The organism is Nocardioides alkalitolerans DSM 16699, assembly GCF_000426525.1.
Lineage (GTDB): Bacteria > Actinomycetota > Actinomycetes > Propionibacteriales > Nocardioidaceae > Nocardioides > Nocardioides alkalitolerans.
In genome coordinates, this window is sequence record NZ_KE384533.1 from 686,788 (window position 1) to 701,999 (window position 15,212).

Consider the following 15,212-nt stretch of genomic DNA (forward strand, 5'->3'; position numbering starts at 1 on the left):
GTCCTAGGCTGAGACCCATGTACCGACTCCGCAACGGCGTGCAGAACTACCAGTGGGGCTCCCCGGAGGCGATCCCGCGCTTCCTCGGCGAGCGCCCCGACGGCACCCCGGTGGCGGAGGTCTGGATCGGCACGCACGCGCTGCGACCCTCGACCGTCGTCGACGCCGACGGCAGCACGAAGCCGCTGCCCGACGTCGCCGGCGACCTGCCGTTCATGCTCAAGGTGCTCGCCGCCGACCAGCCGCTGTCGCTGCAGGTGCACCCGAGCAAGGGGCAGGCCGAGGACGGGTACGCCGAGGAGGAGCGCGCGGGCATCCCGCTCGACGCCCCGAACCGCGTCTACAAGGACGCCAACCACAAGCCCGAGATGGTCTACGCCCTCACGACCTTCGACAGCCTCATCGGCTTCCGCCCGACGGTCGAGATCCTGCGCGTGCTCGCGCCCCTGGAGACCCCGCTGACACAGCGGCTCGCGGAGGACCTGCGCGCCGACCCCGGGTTCGCCGGCATCGTGCGCCGCGTCGAGTGGCTGCTGTCGTCGGAGGTATCGCCCGCCCAGGTCGGCGAGGTCGTCGGCGCGTGCCGCGCGCTCGGCAAGATGGGCATGGACATCAAGCGCGCCTACTCCACCGCCGTCGAGATCGCCGAGTACTTCCCGGAGGACGTCGGCGTCATCATCTCGCTGATGCTCAACCGCATGACGCTCCAGCCGGGCGAGGCCGCCTACCTGGGCGCAGGCATCATCCACGCCCACCTCAAGGGGCTCTGCCTCGAGGTGATGGCGTCCTCCGACAACGTGCTGCGCGCGGGCCTCACCACGAAGCACATCGACAGCGAGGGCCTCGTGACCTGCCTGGGCACGACGGGCATGGCCCGCATCGCGCGCGTGAACCCGGAGTTCGTGCTCGCCGACACCGAGGTCTTCAGCCCGGCCGACGTGGAGTTCGCGCTCGCGGTCACCCAGGTGTCGCACGCGGAGCCCGAGGGCGTCGCCGTCGTCGACGCGAAGAAGTCGCTGCTCATCTGCACCGGCGGCGAGGTCGAGGTGCGCACCGGGGCGGGCGAGAAGATGGCCCTCGGCCGCGGCGAGTCGGTCTACCTCGGCCCGGACGACCATGACTGCGTCGTCGTCGGTCTCGGCGAGGTCGCGCAGGCCTTCGAGCCGGCCCGCCGGGCCGTGCACTCGCGCCTCGTCGACATGGTCTGAGCGGGTGACCGAGCCGACCCCGGGCGACGGGCCCCCGTCGTACGACGTGCCCCTCGCGCTGCTGGGCGACGTCGCGCGCGCCGTCGACCTCGCGGAGGGCGAGGCCGGGGTGCTGCGGGTGCTGCGCGCCCTCGCCTCGGGGGAGCGGGTGGCCACCAACGTGGCGGCCCGCGCCGCCCGCCTGCCGGTGCCGCTGGCGGCCGCCGTGCTCGCCGAGCTGCGCAAGGTCGACCTCGTCGACGGGCAGCGCCCCGCCGGCCTGACCGAGGCGGGCCGTGCGCTCGTCGCGACGCTGGCCCTCGCGCCGGTCGCCGTACCCACCCTGGAGCAGCTGGCGCCGGTCGTGGCCGAGCTGCAGACCTACCTCGACGACGGGCCGGAGGTCGACCTCACCCTCGACCAGTCGTTCGCGACGGCCGAGACGAAGGTGCGTCGGGTGGTCGCGATGATCGCCGCGGGCGTGCTGCCGACGCCGGCCCTGCTCGCCGTGGGCGACGACGACCTGGTGACCGTGGCGGTCGACCGGGTGCAGCGGGCGCTGGGCGTCCGGCTGGCGGCCCGGCTGACCGCGGTCGACGTCTCCGACGGCGTGCTCGCCACCCTGCGCGCGGCGTTGGCCGGGTCGCCGAGCGAGGTGGTCGTCGTCGAGCACGACCTCCGCGCGCCCCTGCCCGAGGCGCTCCGCGGCGTGCACACCGCGGTGATGACCGACCCGCCGTACACGACCGACGGCGCCGCCCTCTTCCTCGCCCGCGCCGTCGAGGGCCTCCGGGCGGGCCCGGGCTGGGACGTGCTGCTGCACTACGGCCCCAAGCCGCCCCACCTCGCGCTCGACCTCCAGCGGGCGCTCACCGAGCAGGCGCTCGTGGTGCGCACCCTCGAGCGCGGGTTCAGCGAGTACCTCGGCGCCGGCGTCATCGGCGGCCGCTCCGACGCCTACCACCTCGAGCTCGCCGACCCGACCCGGGCGCGGCCGGTGCGGGCGTCCTACGACGGCCCGCTCTACACCGCCGACGTCCGCAACCGCGCCCGCCACTACACGTGCACGAGCTGCCGCGCCGCGTACGTCGTCGGCCCCGGCCTCGAGCTCACCGGCGTCCGGGACCTCAAGGAGCGCGGCTGCGCGACCTGCGGGGGTACGTCGTTCGCCCCGGGCCGGCTCGTGGCGGCGACCACCGCGCCCACCCCGGCCCCCGCTCCGCCCCCCGCTCCGGCTCCGGTGGGTCGCGCCCCGGCCGACAGCCCTGCGCCACCGGAGGTGCCGCACCCCACCACGGGGGCGACCGAGCGGGCGCCCGAGCCCGAGGAGCCCGCCCCCTTCCACGTCCGCCCGGCCCGACCGGACGACGTGCCCGCGATCGCGGACTACGAGATCGCGATCGCCCGGGTCTCGTTCGGCGACGGCGCCATCACCGACCCCGCGCAGCACGCCGGACGCATCACGAAGGCGCTCGACCGCGACCCCCGCGGCTGCCTCGTGGCCGAGTCCGGCACCGCCGACGCGGCAGGCGGCCAGGTCGTCGGCTGGCTCTGGATGAGCATCAACGAGAACTTCCTGACCAAGGAGCGGTACGCGACGTTCCGCTCCCTGGCGGTGCACCCCGACCTCGACGCGACGACCAGCCCGGCGGTGGGGCGCGCGCTCATCCGCGAGGGCCTCGCGTACGCCGCGGAGCACGGCGTCGCGGAGGTCACCGGCAAGGTGCACAGCGCCAACGTGAAGATGCGGATGCTCTACCGCGAGTTCGGCTTCACCCCGCAGCACCTGACGATGGACCTGACCCTGCCCGACGGCGGCACGGACGCTCCCGGTGCCTGACCAGCCGGCCGACGTGCCCCCGGCCGACGAGCACCGCCCGCCCGCCGACGCGGTGAAGGTCGTCGTGTGGGACCTCGACGGCACCACCTGGGACGACGTCGCCGTCGAGCTGCCCGACGGTGCCCGTCCCGAGCCCCGCCCCGACGTGCTGGCCGCCGCCCGCACCCTCGCCGCCCACGGCGTCGTCAGCAGCGTCGCGAGCCGGACCGACCCGGCGGTCGCCGCCCTGCTGACCGATCCGCCCACGCCCGCGCTGGCCGCCCTCGCCGACCTCGTCGTGGCGCCCCGGCTGGGCTGGCAGGACAAGTCCGTGATGCTGGCGGCGATCGCCGACGAGCTCGGCGTCGCCGTCGGCAGCCTGCTGCTCGTCGACGACAGCGGCTTCGAGCGCGCCGAGGTCGCCGCGCGCCTGCCCGCGGCCGGTACGACGACCCGCGCGGCCCTGCTGGCCGACCTCGCGGCCCCGCACCCCACCGTGCTGCCGGCCCGCACCTCGACCGAGAGCGCCGACCGCACCCGCCGCTACCAGGCCGAGGCCCGGCGCCGGGAGGCCGCGGCGTCGTACGCCGACCGCGATGCGTTCCTCGCCGCCTGCGACCTGCGCCTGACGGTCCGCCCGGCGACGCCCGCCGACCGCGACCGCGTCGTCGAGCTCGTGGCCCGCGCCCACCGCCTGGCCTCGACGCGCGTCGAGCTGGACCCCGCGTCGTACGACGCCTGGCTCGCCGCCGGGGACCGCCGCGTGGTCGTCGCGGGCCTCGTCGACCGGTTCGGCGACCACGGCACCATCGGCGTCGCGCTGCTCGCGGAGGGCGACGGGGCCACGACGGTGGAGGGCCTCGCGGTGTCGTGCCGAGTGGCGGGCCGCGGGGTGCCCGGCGCGTTCGTGACGACCCTGCGCCACCACGTCACCGGCGGTGCGCTCGCCCTGCCGATCCGTGTCACGTCGGCCAACGTCGAGCTGCGGATGCTGGTGCGCAGCCTCGGCGGCACGCTCGAGGTGCTGGGCCCCGACGAGGTCGTCGGTCGCTTCGCCCCCGGCCCGCCGCCCCCGCCGCCCGACTGGCTCCACGTCGACGACCGCCTCGCCCCGCAGGAGACCCCGTGACCGACACCGACACCCGCACCGTCGTCCTCGACCTGCTCGCGACCGCGTCCGGCGTGTCGGCCGCCGACCTCGCCGCGCTGCCCGACGCCACGCCGCTGTTCGGGCCCCCGGTCGGCCTCGGCTCGCGCACGGGCGCGCAGCTGCTCGACCGGATCCTCGCGACGACGGGCGTCGACGTCGCGGGGGAGGACCTCGCGCTCGAGTCGCTCACCTCGCTGGGCGCGCTCGTGGGGTTCGTCGCCGACCGGCGCTGAGCGCCACCGCCGAGGAGCCGCCGAGGAGCGGCTCATCCCATCAGGTCAGGCCGGGGGCTCCATGGTCACGTCGCGGGTGATGCGCGTGACGGCTGTGCGGGAGGCCTCGAGGCCGCGCTTCACGTGCTCGAGGATGACCTCGCCCTCGAGCACGCCGCACGTCAGCAGGTCGACGTTGGCGAGGTCGTGCTCGGGCCAGGTGTGGATGTTGAGGTGCGACTGGCTCAGCACGAGTGCGATGGTGACCGCACCGTTGGGGAACACGTGGCTGGCCTCGGCGAGCACGATGGCGTTGCCGGCCTCGGAGGCCTCGCGCAGCACCTTCTTGAGGGCGGCCTCGTCGGTCAGGATCGTGGGGTGGTGCGTCCACAGGTCGACGGCGTAGGAGCACATCTGGTCCCCGGACGGCGCCTGGACCGCCGCGAGCGGGTCGGCCAGGACGGGACGGTCGGAGGAGGAGTCGTGCACAGCGAGCAAGCGTACGTCGTGGCGCCCGGCAGCGCCGCCGTGGCGCTGACGACGCGGGCCGCCGCCCTGGAGCGCGCCGACGTCCTGAGCGCCGAGGAGCGGGCGTACGGCGCCTCGCTCGCCGCCCCCGCGGCCCGCGACGACGCGCTCGCCGGCCGGGTGCTGCTGCGGCTCGCGGTCGAGGCGCTGGGCGGCGGTCCGGCGCCGGCCGTCGTCGTACGACGTCGCTGCCCGCGCTGCGGGGCCGCCCACGGGGTCGCGACCCTGCCCGCGCTGGGCTGGGCGACGAGCCTCGCCCATGCCGACGGGCTCGTGGCGGTGGCGGTGGTGCCCGACGGGGCCCCGGGCCCGGTCGGCATCGACGTCGAGCGGGCCGACGCAGCGTCCGTGGAGTGGGTGCTGACGCCGGCCGAGCGTGCGGCCGTCGCGGACGACCGCAGCGCCTTCGCCCGGGTCTGGACCGCCAAGGAGGCCCTCCTCAAGGCGACCGGCGAGGGTGTCCACGGCGACCTGACGTCGCTCAAGGTCGACCCGGCGTCGCTCACGTACGACGACGCCCGCCGCCGCCCGGCCCTCGCGGGCGTGCGCCTGCACGCGGTGGCCGCGCCCGCGTCGTACGTCGTGACGCTCGCGGCCGCGGTGGGGGAGGTGCGGGTGCTGGACCTCAGCGCCCGCGGCGCAGCAGGCCCCTGAGCCGGTCGCCGAGCGAGACGTCGGACGACCGCGCGGACGTCGAGGAGGACGACGCCACCGTCGTGACCTTCGCCGGCGACGACCGTGTGTCGTCGCGCACCTTCTCCCGGAACTCGATGGGCGTCTCGCCCTTCTTGCCGTGGGGCACGTCGTCCGGCAGCGCCGGGTTGGCGCCCGCGGGACCGTCGGGACCGTCCGCGCCGTGGGAGTCCTGCAACGGGGCGTCGTCGGCGACCGCGTGGTCGACCTGCTCGTTGAGGTAGCGGAGCACCTCGGCGACGACGGCGGCCACGGGCACGGCGAGGAACGCGCCGGTGATGCCGAAGATCGTCGAGCCGGCGGTGACCGACATCAGCACGACGGCCGCGTGCAGGTTCATCGACTTGCCCTGCAGCCACGGCGAGAGCACGTTGCCCTCGATCTGCTGCACGGCGACGATGATGATGAGCACGATCAGCGCGTCGCCCGGACCGTTCGTGACGAGGGTGACGAGGCAGGCCAGACCGCCGGCGACGAACGCACCGACGATCGGGATGAAGCCGGCGAAGAACGTCAGGATCGCCAGCGGGACCGCCAGCGGCACGCCGATGATCACGAGGCCGAGGCCGATGAAAAGCGCGTCGATGAACGACACCAGCGCCTGCGTGCGGATGAAGCCGCCCAGCGTGTTCCAGGCCCGGCTCACGATCGCGATGGCGTGACCGCCGACCCGCTCGCCGGCGACGGCGGAGACCCAGGGCAGGAAGCGGTGGCCGTCCTTGATGAAGAGGAAGGTCAGGATGAGCATCAGCACCAGGTTGATGAGGGCGTTCGTGATCGCCGTGATGCCCGTGATGACGCCCGAGCTGATGGTGCTGATCTGGTTGGAGAGCTCGCTCTGCAGGTCCTCGAGCGCGCCCGTGATCTGGCCGTCGTCGATCTGCAGCGGCCCGGTCGTGAGCCAGGTGCGGATCTCGCCGACGCCGTCGACGGCGCTGTCGGCGATCTCGGACGACTGGCCGGCGACCTGGGGGGCGATGATCCAGACGACGAGGGCGATGCTGCCGAGGAAGCCGAGCATCACGCCGGCGGCGGCCAGCCCCGACGGCACGCCGTGCTTGCGCAGCCACGTGGTGGGCGGGGCCAGCACGGTCGCCAGCACCAGGGCGAGGGCGACCGGGAACCACACGACCCAGGTGTGCCCGATGATCCAGCCGAGGATGAAGAGGGCGGCGGCACCGACGACGACCCGGATGCCCCAGGTGTTGACGCGCGAGAGTCCTCGCTCGATCACGTCCGCCCGGTCGGGAGTGGCGCGGTAGGGCGGCATGGCGGAGGTCACCGGACCACAGTAAGTGCTCCCGGGCGGTCGGATCGGTCCGGCGGGGGCAGCCAGAGGGGTGATGCGTCACGGCGACGTGACGGAGGCGACCACCCGCGCTTCGTTACCGACGGGTAGGCTCGCTCTAGCGACGCTGACAGTAATGGTGTCACAATGAGTGGCGGAGCTGCCGGACCCGAGCGCGCTCCGGCACGCACCACCCCCGACGAACCATCGAGGCAGGCAAGGACCGACATGGCAGAAGCATTCGTGTACGACCACGTTCGTACGCCGCGTGGCAAGGGCAAGAAGAACGGCTCCCTCCACGAGGTGAAGCCCATCGACCTGGTCGTCGGGCTGATCGACGAGACCCGCAAGCGCAACCCCGACCTCGACCCGGCGATCGTCGACGACGTCGTGCTCGGCGTCGTCTCGCCCGTCGGTGACCAGGGCGGCGACATCGCGAAGACCGCGGCGCTGAAGGCCGGGCTGCCCGAGACCGTGGCGGGCGTGCAGCTCAACCGCTTCTGCGCGTCGGGCCTCGAGGCGGTCAACCAGGCCGCCTCGCGCATCCGCGGCGGCTTCGAGGACCTGATCCTCGCCGGTGGCGTCGAGTCGATGAGCCGGGTGCCGATGGCGTCCGACGGCGGCTCGTGGGCCATGGACCCCGCCACCGCGCTCACCACCAACTTCGTGCCCCAGGGCATCGGCGCCGACCTCATCGCGACCGTCGAGGGCTGGAGCCGCGAGGACGTCGACGCCTACGCCGCCGAGTCCAACGCCCGTGCGGCGAAGGCGCGGGAGGCCGGCTACTTCAAGAACTCGGTCATCCCCGTCGTCGACGACAACGGCCTCGTGGTGCTCGACCACGACGAGTTCATCCGCCCCGGCACCACGGTGGAGAGCCTCGCGGGCCTCAAGCCGTCGTTCGCCGACATCGGCAAGGGCGCGGGCTTCGACGACGTCGCGCTCGAGAAGTACCACTGGCTCGACCGCATCAACCACGTGCACCACGCCGGCAACAGCTCGGGCATCGTCGACGGTGCCGCGCTGATGGCCATCGGCTCGGAGGAGGCGGGCAAGCGCGCCGGCCTCACCCCCCGCGCCCGCATCGTGTCGGCCGCCGTCTCCGGCGCCGACCCGGTCATCATGCTCACCGGGCCCGCCCCGGCGGCGCGCAAGGCGCTCGCCAAGGCGAACCTGACGGTCGACGACATCGACCTCTTCGAGATCAACGAGGCGTTCGCCGCCGTCGCGATGCGCTTCATGCGCGACATGGGCATCAGCCACGACATCACCAACGTCAACGGCGGCGCGATCGCCATGGGCCACCCGCTCGGCGCCACCGGCGCGATGATCCTCGGCACGCTGATCGACGAGCTGGAGCGCCGCGAGCTCAAGCGCGGCCTCGCCACGCTCTGCGTCGGCGGCGGCATGGGCATCGCCACCATCGTCGAGCTCGTCTGAGCCCCGTCGTCGTACCCGAGACCGAAGGATCGAGAGAGAAGCTGATGACCGAGCAGACCGCTGTTCGTTACGACAAGGACGCCGACGGGATCGTCACCCTGACGCTCGACGACCCGAACCAGAGCGCCAACACCATGAACGACCTCTACCGCAGCTCGATGGCAGCGGCGGTGGAGAAGCTGTACGCCGAGCCCGAGGGCTCCGTGAAGGGCGTCATCATCGCCAGCGCGAAGAAGACCTTCTTCGCGGGCGGCGACCTCAAGTCGATGGTGAAGGCCGGCCCCGACGACGCGGCCGACGTGTTCGCGATGGCGGAGGACGTCAAGGCCCCGCTCCGCAAGCTCGAGCTCTACCCCGCCCCCGTCGTCGCCGCGATCAACGGCGCGGCGCTCGGCGGCGGCCTGGAGATCGCGCTGGCCGCGAACCACCGCATCGCGTGGAGCTCGCCCAAGGTGCAGATCGGCCTCCCCGAGGTGCAGCTCGGCCTCCTGCCCGGTGGTGGCGGCGTCACCCGCGTCGTCCGCATGCTCGGCCTGCAGTCCGCGCTGATGGACGTCATCCTCCAGGCCACGCGCTTCAAGCCGGCGCAGGCCAAGGAGAAGGGCCTCGTCGACGAGCTGGTCGACGACCTCGACGGCCTGGTCCCGGCCGCGAAGGCCTGGCTCGCGTCGGTCGCCGAGACCCCCGAGGCCGCGCAGCAGCCGTGGGACCGTCCCGGCTACCGCATGCCCGGCGGCACCCCGTCGACCCCGAAGCTCGCGCAGTTCCTGCCGGCCTTCCCGGCGCTCCTGCGCCAGCAGATCAAGGGTGCGCCCTACCTCGCTCCCCGCGCCGCGCTCTCCGCCGCGGTCGAGGGCGCGCAGGTCGACGTCGACACGGCGTCGCGCATCGAGTCGCGCTACCTGACGAAGCTGATCGTCGGGCAGCAGAGCAAGAACATGATCCAGGCGTTCTTCTTCGACCTGCAGGCCATCAACGCGGGCTCGCTGCGCCCCGACGGCCACGACAAGTTCACGGGCACGAAGGTCGCCGTGCTCGGCGCCGGCATGATGGGCGCGGGCATCGCCTACGTCTTCGCCAAGTCGGGCGCGCAGGTCGTGCTGAAGGACGTCTCGGTCGAGAACGCCGAGAAGGGCAAGGCCTACAGCGCGAAGATCCTCGACAAGGCCGTGGCCAAGGGCCGCGAGACCGAGGAGGGCAAGGCCGAGTTCCTCTCGCGCATCACCGCGACCGCCGACCCGGCCGACCTCGCCGGCGTCGACGTCGTCGTCGAGGCCGTCTTCGAGGACCCGTCGCTGAAGCACAAGGTGTTCGCCGAGATCGCGGAGCACGTCAACCCGGACGCGCTGCTGTGCTCGAACACCTCGACGCTCCCGATCACCGAGCTGGCGGAGGGCGTCGACCGTCCGACCGACTTCATCGGGCTGCACTTCTTCAGCCCCGTCGACAAGATGCCGCTGGTGGAGATCATCCGCGGCGAGAAGACGTCCGACGCGGCGCTCGCCAAGGCCTACGACCTGGTGCAGCAGATCAAGAAGACGCCGATCGTCGTCAACGACAGCCGCGGCTTCTACACCTCGCGCGTCATCGGCTTCATGGTGAACGAGGGTCTGCAGCTGCTCGCCGAGGGCGTGCACCCGCGCAGCCTCGAGCGCGCCGTCACGCTGGCGGGCTACCCCGTCGGCACGCTCCAGCTGAGCGACGAGCTCAACATGGAGCTGATGGCCAAGATCGCCAAGGCCACGCAGGACGCGGCCGACCGCGACGGCGTCGACTACGTGCCCCACCCGGGCCTGAAGGTCGTCGAGAAGATGATCGAGATCGGTCGCCCGTCGCGCCTCAAGGGCGCCGGGTTCTACGAGTACGACGAGGCCGGCAAGCGCCAGGGTCTCTGGTCGGGCCTGGCCGAGCTCTACCCGGTCGCCGACGAGCAGATCCCGTTCGTCGACGTCCAGGAGCGCGTGCTGTTCCTCGAGGCGCTCGAGACGGCCAAGACGTTCGAGGAGGGCGTCGTCACCTCGGCGGCCGCCGCGAACATCGGCTCGATCATGGGCATCGGCTTCCCGCCCCACACCGGCGGTGCCGCGCAGTTCATGACCGGCTACGAGGCCGCGGACGGCGAGATCGGTCTCGCCGCCTTCGTGAAGCGCTCCGACGAGCTGGCCGAGAAGTACGGCGACCGCTTCCGGCCGTCGGACCACCTCCGCAAGATGGCGGCCAACGGGGAGTCCTTCCCGGCCTGACCCGGCCCCACCCGCACCACCGCCGAGCCGGCGCGCCCTCCGGGGCGCGTCGGCTCGACGCGTTCGGGCTCAGCCCAGGGCGGGGTCGGTGTCCTCGCGGCGGTGGCGCCCGGCCCGTCCGGGGACGATGCCGGTGGGCCCGTCGGGCGTCGCCGGCAGCTTCACCGGGAGGTGACCGGAGGCCACGTCCGCGGCGAGGGCGGCCACCCGCGCGCCCGAGGCGCGCCAGCCGACGACGCGCTCGACGTACGCGGCGCGGTGCTGGTGCACCACCTCCACGGTCCAGGGGCGTCGGGCGAGCACCCGGACGACCACGAGCAGCGGCAGGAGCAGGACGAGCAGGAGCAGCTCGAGCAGCAGCGCGCCGACGACGAGGACCAGCGGCAGCACGACGAGGCAGAGCGCCAGTCCGACGACGAGGCCGGCGAGGTCGTCCCCGAGGTCGAGCCCCGCGCCGTCGTCGGGCTCGTAGCCGACGCGCCGACGGGGGCGCCACGGCAGCAGCCGGCGCCGTACGGTCAGCTCGCGGCCGAGGGGATCTGTCACCTGCACCGCGCCAGTGTGCGGTTCCGGGCGCCCCGACGTCCCGAGAACCCGACGAACCGGAGGCCGCGCTCTCAGCCCAGGGCGGGGTCGCCGACGGTGACGTCGACGACCTCGACGTCGACCCGGCGGGGCACGGGGGAGGGGCCGAGCAGGTCGTCGAGCAGGAGGAGGAGCGCGGCGCGCAGCTCGGCCGCGTGGCGGAGCACGGGCACGCCGTAGCGCGCAGCGACCCGCACGGTGAGGTCGACGCGACCCGTGGCGTCGTCGACGGTGACCCGCACGGCGTCGGGGGCCAGGTGGGGCGTGGTGGCGACCTGGCGCACGGCCGAACGCAGCACGCGGTCGGCGACGCGCACCTGCGACCCCTGCGCGTCGTGGACGGCGGCGCCGTCGGGCGTGCGCACGAGGAGCTCGCGGCCGCCGCGGGCCAACGTGGCGACGCGGCCCATCACGGTCGCGGTGAGGTCGCTGGTGCCCACTGGTGCGGGCGTCGGGTCGGCGCGGAGGGCACGGGTGGCCCGGGCGAGCGCCGCACCGGGGCGGTCGTCGGCGGTCGGGAGGTCGGGGAGGCGGGCGGTGCGGGGGTCGTCGTCACGCGTCATCGGTCCCATCTCCTTCCCAACGTCGTCGCGCCGTACAGGTCACAGGTGCCGGCGTCGCGTCAGGAGGACCGACCGCCCCTCGGACACGGCCGAGGCTACGCCACCGCGCGCGGGCGCAGCCCGCTGCCGACCGGTCGTCCGTACACGTCGTCCGACGACGTGGCGCGTGTCACACCGCTGGAGCGTGACGATCGGCCGAGCTCGTCCGACCAACCATCGTCCGAAGAACCACGCAGCCCCCACGAAGGAGTGGCACCTTGTCCGAGAAGCCCACCACCGCCGGCACCACCGTCGCGAAGGCAGCCCCGAGCGCGCTCGCCACCGACCAGGGCCGCACCTCCATCTCCGACACCGTGGTCTCGAAGATCGCTGGCATCGCCACGCGCGAGGTCTCCGGTGTCCACAACCTCGGCGGCGGCGCCACCCGCGCGGTCGGCGCTCTCCGCGAGCGCATCCCGGGCTCGCGCACCAACCACTCCCAGGGCATCTCGGTCGAGGTCGGCGAGCGCCAGGCCGCGATCGACATCGACATCGTGTCCGAGTACGGCGTCGCGATCGCCGACCTCGCTGCCGGCATCCGCCAGAACGTGGTGAACGCCGTCGAGCGCATGACCGCGCTCGAGGTCACCGAGGTCAACATCGTCGTGCACGACGTGCACCTCGAGGACGAGGACTCGGAGCCCGCCGAGTCCCGGGTCGAGTGACGACCCCGGAACCGGACCGTCCGTACGCCGACCTGGTCACGGTCGTCGCTGACGCCGTGCGTGCCGTCCCCGAGGTCGACGACCTCCACGGCGGCTCGCTCGGCGAGGTGGCCACGTTGCTCCCCGGGGACCGTGTCCCCGGCCTGCGACTGCGGGACGACGCCTGGGAGGTCCACGTAACGCTCACCTGGGGTGCCCACGTCGCGACCGCGGCCGCGGCCGTGCGGGCCGCACTGGCCGAGCTGGCCGGCGACAAGCCCGTGCACGTCGTCGTCGAGGACTTCGGCACGCCTGCGGTCGTCCGCCCGGTCCACGCCCCGCCGGCCCGGCCGTTCTGATGGAGGACCGGGCGGCCTACCTCCGGGAGCGGCGTGCGCTCGTGCGCACGCACCACCCGGACGTCGGAGGCGACCCGGCCGAGCTGCAGCGGCGGCTCGCCCTGCTCGACGCTCGGTACGGCGTCGGCCCGGCCCCGGCCGCGGAGCAGCAGCAGTTCACGGTGGTCCCGACCGGCCCGGTCGGTCGGCTCCGCCGCCGCGCGCGCCGTGCGCGCCGAGCGGTGCGGGCCCGCATCCCGCGGGGTGTGCCCGGCTCGCGACGCTACGTGCGGGTCGACCGCGCGGGCGGGGAGGACCGGAGCGACCGGTCCTGAGCCGGTCGGCCACCGACGGAGCGACCACGGACTTTCCCGAACGAGGGGTGCATGGCCGACATCCGTTGGGTACCGCACCGCCACGGCCGCACGGGTCGCGCACGCGCCGCGTGTGGCACCACGCACCATCCCGAGAAATATCCGCTCTACCGAGAAGGAGAAACCCATGGGACTCGCAGACAAGGCGAAGAACACCGCTGAGGACCTGGTCGGCAAGGCCAAGGAGGCCGTCGGCGACGCCAAGAACGACGACAAGCTCAAGGCCGAGGGCCAGGCGGACCAGAAGAAGTCGTCCGCCAAGCAGGCCGGCGAGAACGTCAAGGACGTCTTCAAGGGCTGATCGCCCCGCTTCTTTCCCCGGCCTCCGGGGACGAGGGGAGCGTGCCAGGCTGTACGAGGCCCGGCACGCTCCCCTTCTTCATGTCCGGCCACGGCCGTCCCCATCCGGTGGGCGGGCGGCACCGAACCACGCCACGGACGTCCACCGAGCACCGCAGGAGCGTGCACATGACCACCCTCACCGACTTCTCCGCCACCCGCCTCGACGGCAGCGACGAGAGCCTCGCCGCGTACGCCGGCCAGGTCGCGCTCGTCGTCAACACCGCCAGCAACTGCGGGTTCACGCCCCAGTACGAGGGCCTCGAGGAGCTGTTCCAGACGTACGGCGAGCAGGGCCTCGTGGTGCTGGGGTTCCCGTGCAACCAGTTCGGCGGCCAGGAGCCGGGCGCCGCGGACGACATCGGTGCCTTCTGCCAGAAGAACTACGGCGTCTCGTTCCCGATGTTCGAGAAGATCGAGGTCAACGGCGACGGCGCCCACCCGGTCTTCGACTGGCTGAAGAAGGAGAAGTCGGGCCTGCTCGGCGGCAAGATCAAGTGGAACTTCACGAAGTTCCTGGTCGGTCGCGACGGCGCCGTCGTCAAGCGCTACGGCCCCACCACGAAGCCGGCCGCGATCGCCGCCGACATCGAGAAGGCCCTGGCCGCGCCGAAGCCCTGATCTTCCGGTCGCCCGGCCCGGTGGTCGGGCCGGGCCGTCGGGAGGTCGCTCAGGCCTTGCCGAGCAGCCGCTTGGCCCCGAGGGCCCACCACTGGCCGGCAGCGGGTCCGCCGCCGCAGCGTCCGTCGGACTCGCCGGGCCGCTTCACCCACGCGACGAAGTCCAGCCCCCGGGAGTTGAGGATCCGCGGTGCGGCCCCGACGCGGGCGCTGGCCGGGTTGCACACCGAGCCGTCGGCCGCCGGGCCCGCCCCGTTGCGCGAGGTGTCGACGAGGTAGCGCTTGTCGCGCAGGCCGAGCTGGCCGAGGGCGGTGACGACCTGCTGGCCGTAGGCGATCTCGGCGTCGGTGCGGCGGAAGTTGCTGACGTTGGTGGCGAAGCCACGGGCCCACTGCACGCCGGCCTGCTCGAGGCGGGTCGCCATCTCGGTGGCGGACCTCCAGTTCGAGTGGCCCGCGTCGACGTAGACCCAGGTGCCGTACCGCGCGAGCGTGTAGGTCGCGTAGCGGAGCAGCCCGATCCACTGCTCCTGGCCGGCGCAGCTGCCGAGCAGCCCGAGGGCGTCCGGCTCCAGCACGGCCACGGCGCCCTTGCCCCGCAGGCCGAGCGCGATCTGCTCGATCCACAGCCGGTAGGTGCGTGCGTCGAGGCCGCCCCCGGAGTGGCTGCCGCAGTCCCGACCAGGCAGCGCGTAGATGGTGACGAGGGGGGTCGCGCCCTTCGACACGGCGTACGTGCCCCACGACGAGGCGGCGGCCTGGGCCTTGTCGACGGCGAGGGACTCGGTGTACCAGCGGGCCTGCGGACGGTTGGCGATGGTGCGGAACGTCGCGTCGGTGCGGGCCGCCGCCATCGCCCGGCTCGACGGGTCGACCGCGAACGGGCGCCGCAGCCGGATGTCGAGGGGCGCCGCGGCCGCCGCGGTCGTCGTGGCCGCGGGTGCCGTCACGGGGGCGAGACCGGCCGGCAGGGCGCCGGGCGCCTCGGCGGTCACCGCGGCCGGTGCGACCGCAGGTGCCGTCGCCGGGCTCGCTGCCGGGGTGAGCAGGGGGAGGGCGAGGGCCAGGCCGACGGCCGCGGCGAGGGTGCGCAGGCGTACGACGCCGGGCGGTCGGGTTCTCACTTCCACAGACTAGGGAGCGCAGCAGG

General features: G+C 73.6%; 17 protein-coding genes. 12 read left to right on the forward strand and 5 right to left on the reverse strand.

Annotated features, from left to right (window positions below; genetic code table 11):
- The first annotated feature begins 17 nt into the window (after positions 1-17).
- The 4 genes from manA to K329_RS28300 are packed head-to-tail and all read left to right on the forward strand — an operon-like array spanning position 18 to position 4,389.
- The gene (manA, locus tag K329_RS28295; protein ID WP_052337152.1) at positions 18-1,208 is read left to right on the forward strand and encodes a mannose-6-phosphate isomerase, class I; all 1,191 of its coding nucleotides are present in this window, start codon (positions 18-20) and stop codon (positions 1,206-1,208) included.
- A 4-nt stretch (positions 1,209-1,212) separates the two neighbouring features.
- The gene (locus K329_RS32000) at positions 1,213-3,027 is read left to right on the forward strand and encodes a GNAT family N-acetyltransferase (RefSeq protein WP_052337153.1); all 1,815 of its coding nucleotides are present in this window, start codon (positions 1,213-1,215) and stop codon (positions 3,025-3,027) included.
- On the forward strand, positions 3,020-4,135 hold the full coding sequence (locus K329_RS0120110; protein WP_052337154.1) for a hypothetical protein: 1,116 nt from the start codon (positions 3,020-3,022) through the stop codon (positions 4,133-4,135). Before K329_RS32000 ends, K329_RS0120110 begins: the two co-directional genes overlap by 8 nt.
- Complete coding sequence (locus K329_RS28300) at positions 4,132-4,389, forward strand: hypothetical protein (protein WP_052337155.1); 258 nt, start codon at positions 4,132-4,134, stop codon at positions 4,387-4,389. Before K329_RS0120110 ends, K329_RS28300 begins: the two co-directional genes overlap by 4 nt.
- Positions 4,390-4,434: 45 nt before the next feature.
- Here the strand turns inward: K329_RS28300 and speD are convergent, their stop codons facing one another.
- Positions 4,435-4,857 carry an adenosylmethionine decarboxylase gene (gene speD, locus K329_RS0120120; RefSeq protein WP_028474452.1) on the reverse strand — a complete coding sequence of 141 codons (423 nt, stop codon included), beginning with the start codon at positions 4,855-4,857 and terminating at the stop codon, positions 4,435-4,437.
- Here speD and K329_RS28305 point away from each other — a divergent pair.
- The gene (locus K329_RS28305; RefSeq protein WP_052337156.1) at positions 4,852-5,550 is read left to right on the forward strand and encodes a 4'-phosphopantetheinyl transferase family protein; all 699 of its coding nucleotides are present in this window, start codon (positions 4,852-4,854) and stop codon (positions 5,548-5,550) included. The two genes, speD and K329_RS28305, sit on opposite strands and share 6 nt — an antisense overlap.
- On the opposite strand, the gene K329_RS28310 is transcribed toward K329_RS28305, so the two are convergent.
- Complete coding sequence (locus K329_RS28310) at positions 5,522-6,871, reverse strand: AI-2E family transporter (RefSeq protein WP_245596624.1); 1,350 nt, start codon at positions 6,869-6,871, stop codon at positions 5,522-5,524. The genes K329_RS28305 and K329_RS28310 overlap by 29 nt on opposite strands.
- 234 nt (positions 6,872-7,105) lie before the next feature.
- Between K329_RS28310 and K329_RS0120135 the strand changes: the two genes are divergently transcribed.
- Positions 7,106-8,317 (forward strand): acetyl-CoA C-acetyltransferase, encoded by a 1,212-nt coding sequence (locus tag K329_RS0120135; protein WP_028474453.1) that lies wholly within the window; start codon positions 7,106-7,108, stop codon positions 8,315-8,317.
- Between the two features lie 44 nt (positions 8,318-8,361).
- The gene (locus tag K329_RS0120140) at positions 8,362-10,560 is read left to right on the forward strand and encodes a 3-hydroxyacyl-CoA dehydrogenase NAD-binding domain-containing protein (protein ID WP_028474454.1); all 2,199 of its coding nucleotides are present in this window, start codon (positions 8,362-8,364) and stop codon (positions 10,558-10,560) included.
- Between the two features lie 69 nt (positions 10,561-10,629).
- On the opposite strand, the gene K329_RS0120145 is transcribed toward K329_RS0120140, so the two are convergent.
- The gene (locus K329_RS0120145; RefSeq protein ID WP_028474455.1) at positions 10,630-11,112 is read right to left on the reverse strand and encodes a hypothetical protein; all 483 of its coding nucleotides are present in this window, start codon (positions 11,110-11,112) and stop codon (positions 10,630-10,632) included.
- Between the two features lie 65 nt (positions 11,113-11,177).
- Positions 11,178-11,708, reverse strand: a complete 531-nt coding sequence (locus K329_RS0120150) for a hypothetical protein (protein ID WP_028474456.1) — start codon at positions 11,706-11,708, stop codon at positions 11,178-11,180.
- 257 nt (positions 11,709-11,965) lie between these two features.
- On the opposite strand from K329_RS0120150, the gene K329_RS0120155 reads away from it, so the two are divergent.
- The 5 genes from K329_RS0120155 (at position 11,966) to K329_RS0120175 (ending at position 14,063) form a co-directional block, all read left to right on the forward strand.
- On the forward strand, positions 11,966-12,412 hold the full coding sequence (locus K329_RS0120155; RefSeq protein WP_028474457.1) for an Asp23/Gls24 family envelope stress response protein: 447 nt from the start codon (positions 11,966-11,968) through the stop codon (positions 12,410-12,412).
- Positions 12,409-12,750 carry a hypothetical protein gene (locus tag K329_RS28315; protein WP_043644307.1) on the forward strand — a complete coding sequence of 114 codons (342 nt, stop codon included), beginning with the start codon at positions 12,409-12,411 and terminating at the stop codon, positions 12,748-12,750. The genes K329_RS0120155 and K329_RS28315 overlap by 4 nt, the downstream gene beginning before the upstream one ends.
- Positions 12,750-13,064, forward strand: a complete 315-nt coding sequence (locus K329_RS28320; RefSeq protein ID WP_043644310.1) for a hypothetical protein — start codon at positions 12,750-12,752, stop codon at positions 13,062-13,064. The genes K329_RS28315 and K329_RS28320 overlap by 1 nt, the downstream gene beginning before the upstream one ends.
- 166 nt (positions 13,065-13,230) lie before the next feature.
- On the forward strand, positions 13,231-13,404 hold the full coding sequence (locus K329_RS30495; protein WP_028474458.1) for a CsbD family protein: 174 nt from the start codon (positions 13,231-13,233) through the stop codon (positions 13,402-13,404).
- 167 nt (positions 13,405-13,571) lie between these two features.
- On the forward strand, positions 13,572-14,063 hold the full coding sequence (locus K329_RS0120175) for a glutathione peroxidase (RefSeq protein WP_028474459.1): 492 nt from the start codon (positions 13,572-13,574) through the stop codon (positions 14,061-14,063).
- Between the two features lie 49 nt (positions 14,064-14,112).
- Here K329_RS0120175 and K329_RS28325 read toward each other — a convergent pair whose 3' ends face one another.
- Positions 14,113-15,186, reverse strand: coding sequence for a glycoside hydrolase family 6 protein (locus tag K329_RS28325; RefSeq protein WP_052337157.1), 1,074 nt, complete (start codon positions 15,184-15,186; stop codon positions 14,113-14,115).
- Positions 15,187-15,212: the final 26 nt, after the last annotated feature.

Excerpts from the sequence above, each read along its gene's own strand:
- manA (WP_052337152.1), top strand. The coding sequence starts at position 18 with ATGTACCGACTCCGCAACGGCGTGCAGAACTACCAGTGGGGCTCCCCG.
- K329_RS0120135 (WP_028474453.1), top strand. The coding sequence starts at position 7,106 with ATGGCAGAAGCATTCGTGTACGACCACGTTCGTACGCCGCGTGGCAAG.
- K329_RS0120140 (WP_028474454.1), top strand. The coding sequence starts at position 8,362 with ATGACCGAGCAGACCGCTGTTCGTTACGACAAGGACGCCGACGGGATC.
- K329_RS0120150 (WP_028474456.1), bottom strand. The coding sequence starts at position 11,708 with ATGACGCGTGACGACGACCCCCGCACCGCCCGCCTCCCCGACCTCCCG.
- K329_RS28320 (WP_043644310.1), top strand. The coding sequence starts at position 12,750 with ATGGAGGACCGGGCGGCCTACCTCCGGGAGCGGCGTGCGCTCGTGCGC.
- K329_RS30495 (WP_028474458.1), top strand. The coding sequence starts at position 13,231 with ATGGGACTCGCAGACAAGGCGAAGAACACCGCTGAGGACCTGGTCGGC.
- K329_RS0120175 (WP_028474459.1), top strand. The coding sequence starts at position 13,572 with ATGACCACCCTCACCGACTTCTCCGCCACCCGCCTCGACGGCAGCGAC.